This is a genomic window from Isoptericola sp. NPDC057391, from assembly GCF_042668085.1.
Classification (GTDB): domain Bacteria; phylum Actinomycetota; class Actinomycetes; order Actinomycetales; family Cellulomonadaceae; genus Isoptericola.
The window spans coordinates 1-7,410 of sequence record NZ_JBHVBO010000192.1; the positions used below are offsets into that span (position 1 = coordinate 1).

The window sequence follows — 7,410 nt, forward strand, 5'->3', positions numbered from 1 at the left end:
GTCGCGTTCACGCGCCCCAGGGGGCGCTCCACTTCGGGAGGGATACGACCGCGCGAAGGATCCTGCACCTCCCGCTCTCCTGATCCCTCGCCGTTCGCTTCTCCACGGCCCTTTCGTCTCGCTGCGGGCGTCGGCTCGAGGTCGCGTGCTGCCTCGCCCGTTCGGGTTCCTCGCGCGGGTGCGAGGCCGGGTGCCGTGAGGCCGTCGGGCGGGCGGAAGCGGCCGGCGACCGCTGTCGGACCGGCGCAGGGTGCTCGCGGTCCCGGGTCAGGTGGTGATCGTGGTGTTGCCGCCGAAGTCGTCGCGGAAGCGGGGGCCCTGCGTGGCGAGCTCCTGGGCGTAGGCGGCGGACCAGCCGCGGAACGGGTCGACGGCCAGGGACTCGTTGGAGAAGCGGCGGTCGTCGGTGAGCTCGGTGACGCAGAAGTCGGGGATCTGGAGGTCCGTGACCGGGCCCGAGCGCTCGCACTCCGCGACGATGAGCGGGGCGTTGGCGCCGCCGAAGACGTCGATCGACCAGCCGTCCGCGCCCAGCCAGGCCGCGTAGCGCGTCTTGATGACCTGGGCGCCGCCGCGGCGCACCAGCTCCGCGCCGACCTTCGGGTCGAGCTGGCGCTCCGCCTCGTAGCGGGTGCCGCCCACGGACGGGCCCTTGACCGTCACCGCGGCGAAGTCGACGCGCGAGCGGTAGAGCTCGAGGACGTCCCGCGCGTCGCTGTCGGGGCCCAGCCGCGCCTCGACGCCCGTGGCCTGGACGCGCACGCGCAGCGCGTACCCGCCGTCCGACAGGAAGTAGGACTGGACGATCAGGGCGGGCGCGTCGCGCAGCGCGTCCGGCAGCTCGCGGACGAAGAACCGGCGCTCGAACTCGAAGTCGGAGTAGTCGGCGGACATGGCCTCGAGCCTAGTGCGCCGCGGCGACGGTCCCGACCTGCGCCTCAGGTGCGCCGCACGCGCAGGACGCCCGTGCGCATCGGCAGGGTGAACTCGCCGTGCGCCGTCTCCGGCTGATCGGCGAGGTACGCGCGGATGCGCCGCGTCGCCGCCGCGCGGTCGGCCTCCGGCATGACGAGCATCCCGGCGCGGGTCGCGAGGGTCTCGACGAGGGATTCGGCGGTGCGGCGCTGCCCGTGCGGGAACTCGGCCCGCTCGGCCCGGCCCGCCCACGCGTCCCCGGCGGGCGGGAGCAGGTCGGTGGTCGCGCGGCGCCAGGCGGTCGGCGTGTCGCGCGGCCCCACGGCCGCGCTGCCACTCACGTCGGCGAGCCCGGCGACCCACGCGACGTCGTCGTCCAGGAGGTTCCACAGCCCGGCCAGGATGCCGGCCGGGGCGAGCACCCGGGCGATCTCCGGTCCCGCGACGGCCAGGTCGAACCAGTGCAGGGCGTTGCCCGCGAGCACCGCGTCGACGGACCCGTCCGGCAGCGGGATCGACTCGGCGCTCCCCGCCAGCGCGCGGGCCCCCGGCAGCCCGCGCCGCAGCTCCGCGAGCATCGCCGGGTCGGGCTCGACGGCGACGACCTCGGCGCCGGGGACGACCGCCGGGTCGAGCAGCGTGGCGGTGAGCTTTCCCGTCCCCGCGCCCAGGTCGAGCACTCGTGGGCCGGGCGCCGTCCGGAGCGTCCAGCGCACCGCCGCCGCCGCGTAGTCCGGGCGGTGCTCGGCGTACGCGCCCGCCGCCGTCCCGAAGGAGGAGGCGGGGCGCAGGCCGTGCCGGTCGGCGCTCACGGGGCCGTGGGGCCGGGCACCTCGCGCCGCGCGGGGCCGACGTACGCCGACAGCGGGCGGATGAGGGCGTTCGCGGCCTGCTGCTCCATGATGTGCGCGGTCCACCCGGTGACGCGGGCGGCGACGAACAGCGGCGTGAACGTGGGCGTGTCGAAGCCCATGAGGTGATAGGCCGGGCCCGACGGGTAGTCGAGGTTCGGGTAGATGCCCTTGCGGCTGACGAACTCGGACTCGAGCGCGTCGTAGAGGGCGCCCAGGTCCGGGCGGTCGTAGTGCTCGACGAGGGTGTCGAGGGCCGCCTTCATGGTCGGCACGCGCGAGTCGCCGTGCTTGTACACGCGGTGCCCGAAGCCCATGATCTTGCGCTTCGCGGCGAGCGCCTCGTCGAGCCAGGCCGCGGCGCGCTCGGCCGTGCCGATCTCGGCGAGCGTCTCCATGACCGCCTCGTTCGCGCCGCCGTGCAGCGGCCCCTTGAGCGCCGCGATCGCGCCCACGACGGCCGAGTGCAGGTCGCTCAGCGTGGACGTGATCACGCGCGCCGTGAACGTCGAGGCGTTGAACGAGTGCTCGGCGTACAGGATCATCGACCGGTTGAACGCGTCGACGACCACGGGGTCGGGCTCGACCTCGAACGTGGTCCACAGGAAGTTCGCGGAGAAGTCCAGGTCGTCGCGCGGGGCCACCGGCTCCAGCCCCTGACGGCGGCGCTGCCCGTACGCGACGACGGCCGGCAGGGCGGCGAACAGCCGGACGCTGCGCTCGAGGTTGACGTCGCGGTCGGCGGCCGCCTCCATGGCCGTGAGGCCGGCCGCCTCGCGGGCACCGATGACGCTCACCGCCGTGCGCACCTCGTCCATCGGGTGCGCGGTGACGGGCAGGAGGTCGATCGCGGCGCGCACGTCGTCGGTGAGCGGCCGGTGCTCGCGCTCGGTCGCGCGCAGGGCGGCGAGCTCGTCGTCGGTCGGCAGCTCGCCGTGCCACAGCAGCCACGCGACCGCCTCGAACGGCCGGCTCGCCGCGAGGTCCTGGACGGGGTAGCCGCGGTACAGCAGGGAGTTGGTCTCGGGGTCCACCTTGGAGATGGCCGTCTCGTCGGCGACCACCCCCGCCAGGCCGCGGCGGACCTCGGGCTCGGACCCGGTGTGCTCTGTCATCGGTGCTCCTTCGCTGCGATGTGCTGCGGTGTGCGCTGCGGTGCGTGCTGCGGCGGCATGGCTGTCAGCCGTGCAGGTTGTCCTCCAGGCTGAAGTCGAAGACGTCGGTGTCGAACGCCGAGTAGGCGGCGTAGTCGAGCAGCTCGTAGAGCCGGGCGCGGGTCTGCATGTGCTCGACCTGCCCCGCCAGCGACCCCTCGGCGCGCAGGGCGTCCAGGCCGCGCTCGGCGGCGCCCATCGCCAGGCGCAGCAGCGAGACCGGGTAGATGACGAGGGCCACGCCCGCGTCCGCGAGCTGCGTCGTCGTGAACAGCTCGGACTTGCCGAACTCCGTCATGTTGGCCAGGACGGGGACGTCGACGGCGCTCGCGACGGCCTCGAACTCCGCCAGGTCGCGCATCGCCTCGGGGAAGATCGCGTCGGCGCCCGCGTCGACGAGCGCCTTTGCGCGGTCGACGGCGGTCGCGAGCCCCGCCACGGCGCGCACGTCCGTGCGGGCCATGACCAGCAGGTTCTCGTCGCGCCGCGCGGCGACCGCGGCGCGAACCCGCTGCAGCGCCGTCGGCTCGTCCACGACCTGCTTGCCGTCGAGGTGACCGCAGCGCTTGGGGTTCACCTGGTCCTCGACGTGCAGGCCCGCGACGCCCGCGTCCTCCAGCGTCTGCACGGTGCGCGCCATGTTCATCGCCTCGCCGAAGCCCGTGTCGGCGTCGACGAGGGTGGGCAGGTCGGTCATGCGGGCGATCTGGCCCGCGCGGGTCGCGACCTCGGTGAGCGTCGTCAGCCCGACGTCGGGCAGCCCGAGGTCGGCGGCGACGACGGCGCCCGAGACGTAGACGCCGTCGAACCCCTTGTCCTGGATCAGCCGCCCGGCGAGCGGGTTGAACGCGCCAGGCAGCTGCAGCAGCTCGCCGGAGCGCAGGCGCTCACGGAAGGCGGCGCGCTTGGCGGCGGGGGTGGTGGTCGAGTAGAGCACGGTCGCCCTCCGGGTCCCAGAAGATGTCGCGGTCGAGGTCTCAGAAGATGCCGCGCGCGACGGGGTGGGTCGCGAGCGGGTCGGCGAGCGGCGTGACCGTGAGGCCCGACAGCTCGTCGGGGGACAGCTCCGGCAGCCGCTGGGCGAGGTCGAGGAACCGCTCGGTCTCCTCGTCGGCCAGCACCCCGGCGGCCAGCGCGCGGAACTTCGCCACGTACTGCTCGCGCGCGAACGGGCGGGCGCCCAGCGGGTGCGCGTCGGCGACGGCGATCTCCTCCACGACGCGCGAGCCGTCCGCGAGCTCGATCTCCACGCGGCCGCCGAACGACTTCTCGTCCGGGTCGCTCGAGTGGTACCGGCGGGTCCACTCGGCGTCCTCGGCGGTGGTGACCTTGCGCCACAGCTCCACCGTGTCGGGGCGGGCGGCGCGCTCGGGGGCGTAGCTGCCGACGTGGTCCCAGGCGCCGTCCTGCAGCGCGACCGTGAAGATGTAGGGGATCGAGTGGTCGAGCGTCTCGCGGCTGGCCGTGGGGTCGTACTTCTGCGGGTCGCCCGAGCCGGAGCCGATGACGTAGTGGGTGTGGTGGCTCGTGTGCAGCACCACCGCGACGACGTTCGCGGGGTCGCGGAGCTCGGGACGCTCGGTGCCGAGCCGGCGGGCGAGGTCGATCCACGCCTGCGCCTGGTACTCGGCGGAGTGCTCCTTGGTGTACGTGTCGAGGATGGCGCGCCGGGCCTCGCCGGCGCCGGGCAGCGGCACGGTGTAGCGGGCGTCGGGCCCGTCGAGCAGCCACGCGATGACGCCGTCCTCGCCCTCGTAGATCGGGCTCGGGGAGGTCTGCCCGCGCATCGCGCGGTCGGCGGCCTCGACCGCCAGCTTCCCGGCGAACGCCGGTGCGTGCGCCTTCCAGGTGGAGATCTCGCCCTTGCGCGACTGCCGCGTCGCCGTCGTCGTGTGCAGGGCCTGGCCGACCGCCTGGTAGATGGTCTCCGCGGGCAGGCCGAGCAGCGTGCCGATGCCCGCCGCGGCCGACGGGCCGAGGTGTGCGACGTGGTCGATCTTGTGCGCGTGCAGGCTGATGCCCTTGACGAGGTCCACCTGGATCTCGTAGCCCGTGACGATCCCGCGCAGCAGCTCCGCGCCGCCGCGGCCCAGGTGCTGCGCGACGGCGAGCACCGGCGGGATGTTGTCGCCGGGGTGCGAGTACTCGGCCGCGAGGAACGTGTCGTGGTAGTCCAGCTCGCGCACCGCGACGCCGTTCGCCCAGGCCGCCCACTCGGGACTGGTGCGCTCGGGCGAGCCGAAGACCGTCGATCCCACGCCGCCGCGGGACACCGGGTGCGCCTCGGCCTGCGTGCGGGCCGCGAGGATCGGGCCGCGCCCCAGCGAGGCCGTCGCCACCGCGGCGTTGTCGATCACGCGGTTGATCACCATGTCGGTGACCTCCGGCGTCGGCTCGAGCTGCTCGGCGGCGACCTCCGCGATCTTCCACGCGAGCTGGCCCTCGCGGGGCAACGGCTCGTCGGAACGGTAGACGCGGATCTCGTGGTCGATCATGCGGGGGAGTCCTCCCTGTGCAGGCCTCTGCAGACGTCTGCAAGCATCGTGTGCGGGCGTCGTCGCCGCCCGTGTCCGGGCCGCTCCGAGAACGTAACGCCCGGTAGGCGCCGGGTCCAGCGAGCGCGTGACGTCGGCCATCCCGGGGAGTGCCGGACGCGGTGCGTCCCGGGCTGCCCGACGGCCGCTGTGGTGGGCTTCACGAACGACGTGTCAAGGAACGGTGTCGTCGCAGGTGACGGCGTCGCGCGGGGGTCACCCGAGCGTCCTGGTTGCCCTGACGAACTTGATTCTCGGTCAAGGATCGGTAACGTGGCCGCCCATGTTCGGGCTCGGCGTCCGCTCTCGTAGCGGGCGCCGGCTCCCTGTCACGGGCCGGGCCGCCGCGTCACACCGCGTGCACGCCGCGCCGGCCACGGAAGGAAACATGACCGCCGTACTCCCTCAGGAACCGACCGGCACCACCGCTGCGAACGCCCCGGCCACCCGAGCCGCGCGCCGCAGGCTCCGCGTCTCCGACGTCACCGTCGTGGACAACTCCATGCTCAAGAAGACGATCGGCGGCACCGCCGTCGGCAACCTCATGGAGTGGTACGACGTCGGCGTCTACGGCTACCTCGCCGTGACGATGGGTGCCGTGTTCCTGCCGCAGGCGTCGTCCGGCGTGCAGATCCTCTTCTCCCTCGGCGTGTTCGCCGCCACCTACGTGGCGCGCCCGCTGGGCGGCATCGTGTGCGGCCGCATCGGCGACAAGGTCGGCCGCCAGAAGGTGCTCGCCTTCACGCTGGTCATGATGGCCGTGTCGACGTTCCTCATCGGGCTGCTGCCGACATACGGCGTCATCGGCGCCGCGGCACCGCTGCTGCTCGTGCTCCTCAAGGTGGTGCAGGGCTTCTCCACCGGCGGCGAGTACGCGGGCGTCACGACCTTCGTCGCGGAGCACGCCCCCGACCGCCGTCGCGGCTGGGCCGCGTCGTTCCTCGACTTCGGCAGCTACCTGGGCTTCGCCCTGGGTGCCGTGGTCGTCACGGTGCTGCAGGTGACGCTGGGTGAGCAGGCGATGCTCGACGGCGGGTGGCGCATCCCGTTCCTGGTCGCCGGCCCGATCGGCGCGTTCGCCGTGTGGTTCCGCCTGAAGATCGAGGAGTCCCCGGCGTTCCAGGCGCAGCAGGTCGCGGCCGAGGCCGCCAAGGACCAGGGCACCGAGGCGCCCGCCGCCGACGTCACCCTGCGCTCGCAGTGGCGCCCGCTCGCCGTCGCGATGGTGCTCGTGGCCGTCGCCAACACCGCGGGCTACGCCCTGACGAGCTACATGCCGACGTACCTGACCGACACCCTCGGCTACGAGGCGACGGCGGGCACCCTGCTGACCGTGCCCGTGCTGGTGCTGCTCGCGGTGATGATCCTCGTCGCCGGCCCGATCAGCGACCGGGTCGGGCGCCGTCCGCTGCTGTGGTTCGGTGCGGGCTCGCTCGCGGTGGTCGCCGCCCCGGCGTTCCTGCTCCTGGCGATGGGTCACGTGTGGTCCACGCTCCTGGGCCTCGTGCTCATGGCCGTCCCGGTGGCGTGCATGGTCGGCGTGCAGGCGGCGACGCTGCCCGCGATGTTCCCCACGGCGGTGCGCTACCGCTCGATGGGCCTGGCCTACAACGTCTCGCTGGCGATCTTCGGCGGCACGACGCCGCTCATCGTGGAGTCGCTGACGCAGGCCACCGGGTCGAGCATGGCGCCCGCCTACTACCTCATGGGCTTCGCGCTGGTGGGTGCGGTCGCCGTCGGCTTCGTCAAGGAGAGCGCCGGCAAGCCGCTGCCGGGCTCCATGCCGTCGGTCGACACCGACGCCGAGGCCAAGGCGCTCGTGAAGACGCAGGAGAAGAACCCGGACCTCGACCTCGACGCGATGCCGGGCCTGGTCCCCGCGCGCTGAACGGCCTGCCGGACCCTGACGTAGCGATCGGTCGCCGTCCCACCGCGGGACGGCGACCGCTCGCTACG

Annotated in this window: 6 protein-coding genes; 1 reads left to right on the forward strand and 5 read right to left on the reverse strand. The window is 73.7% G+C overall.

Annotated features, from left to right (window positions below):
* Positions 1 to 267: 267 nt before the first annotated feature.
* From ACFUVW_RS17980 to ACFUVW_RS18000, 5 genes are all read right to left on the reverse strand, one after another.
* On the reverse strand, positions 268 to 894 hold the full coding sequence (locus tag ACFUVW_RS17980) for a CYTH domain-containing protein (RefSeq protein ID WP_430572675.1): 627 nt from the start codon (positions 892 to 894) through the stop codon (positions 268 to 270).
* Positions 895 to 938: 44 nt separating this feature from the next.
* Positions 939 to 1,727: a class I SAM-dependent methyltransferase gene (locus ACFUVW_RS17985; protein WP_430572676.1), complete on the reverse strand. Its 789-nt coding sequence runs from the start codon at positions 1,725 to 1,727 to the stop codon at positions 939 to 941.
* Positions 1,724 to 2,881 (reverse strand): bifunctional 2-methylcitrate synthase/citrate synthase, encoded by a 1,158-nt coding sequence (locus ACFUVW_RS17990; RefSeq protein WP_430572677.1) that lies wholly within the window; start codon positions 2,879 to 2,881, stop codon positions 1,724 to 1,726. The genes ACFUVW_RS17985 and ACFUVW_RS17990 overlap by 4 nt, the downstream gene beginning before the upstream one ends.
* A 64-nt stretch (positions 2,882 to 2,945) precedes the next feature.
* A complete protein-coding gene (gene prpB / locus ACFUVW_RS17995) occupies positions 2,946 to 3,857 on the reverse strand; it encodes a methylisocitrate lyase (RefSeq protein WP_430572678.1) in 912 nt (303 codons plus the stop codon).
* A 40-nt stretch (positions 3,858 to 3,897) separates the two neighbouring features.
* Positions 3,898 to 5,415: an MmgE/PrpD family protein gene (locus ACFUVW_RS18000; RefSeq protein ID WP_430572679.1), complete on the reverse strand. Its 1,518-nt coding sequence runs from the start codon at positions 5,413 to 5,415 to the stop codon at positions 3,898 to 3,900.
* Positions 5,416 to 5,842: 427 nt separating this feature from the next.
* On the opposite strand from ACFUVW_RS18000, the gene ACFUVW_RS18005 reads away from it, so the two are divergent.
* Positions 5,843 to 7,342 carry an MFS transporter gene (locus ACFUVW_RS18005; protein WP_430572680.1) on the forward strand — a complete coding sequence of 500 codons (1,500 nt, stop codon included), beginning with the start codon at positions 5,843 to 5,845 and terminating at the stop codon, positions 7,340 to 7,342.
* The last annotated feature ends 68 nt before the right edge of the window (positions 7,343 to 7,410 follow it).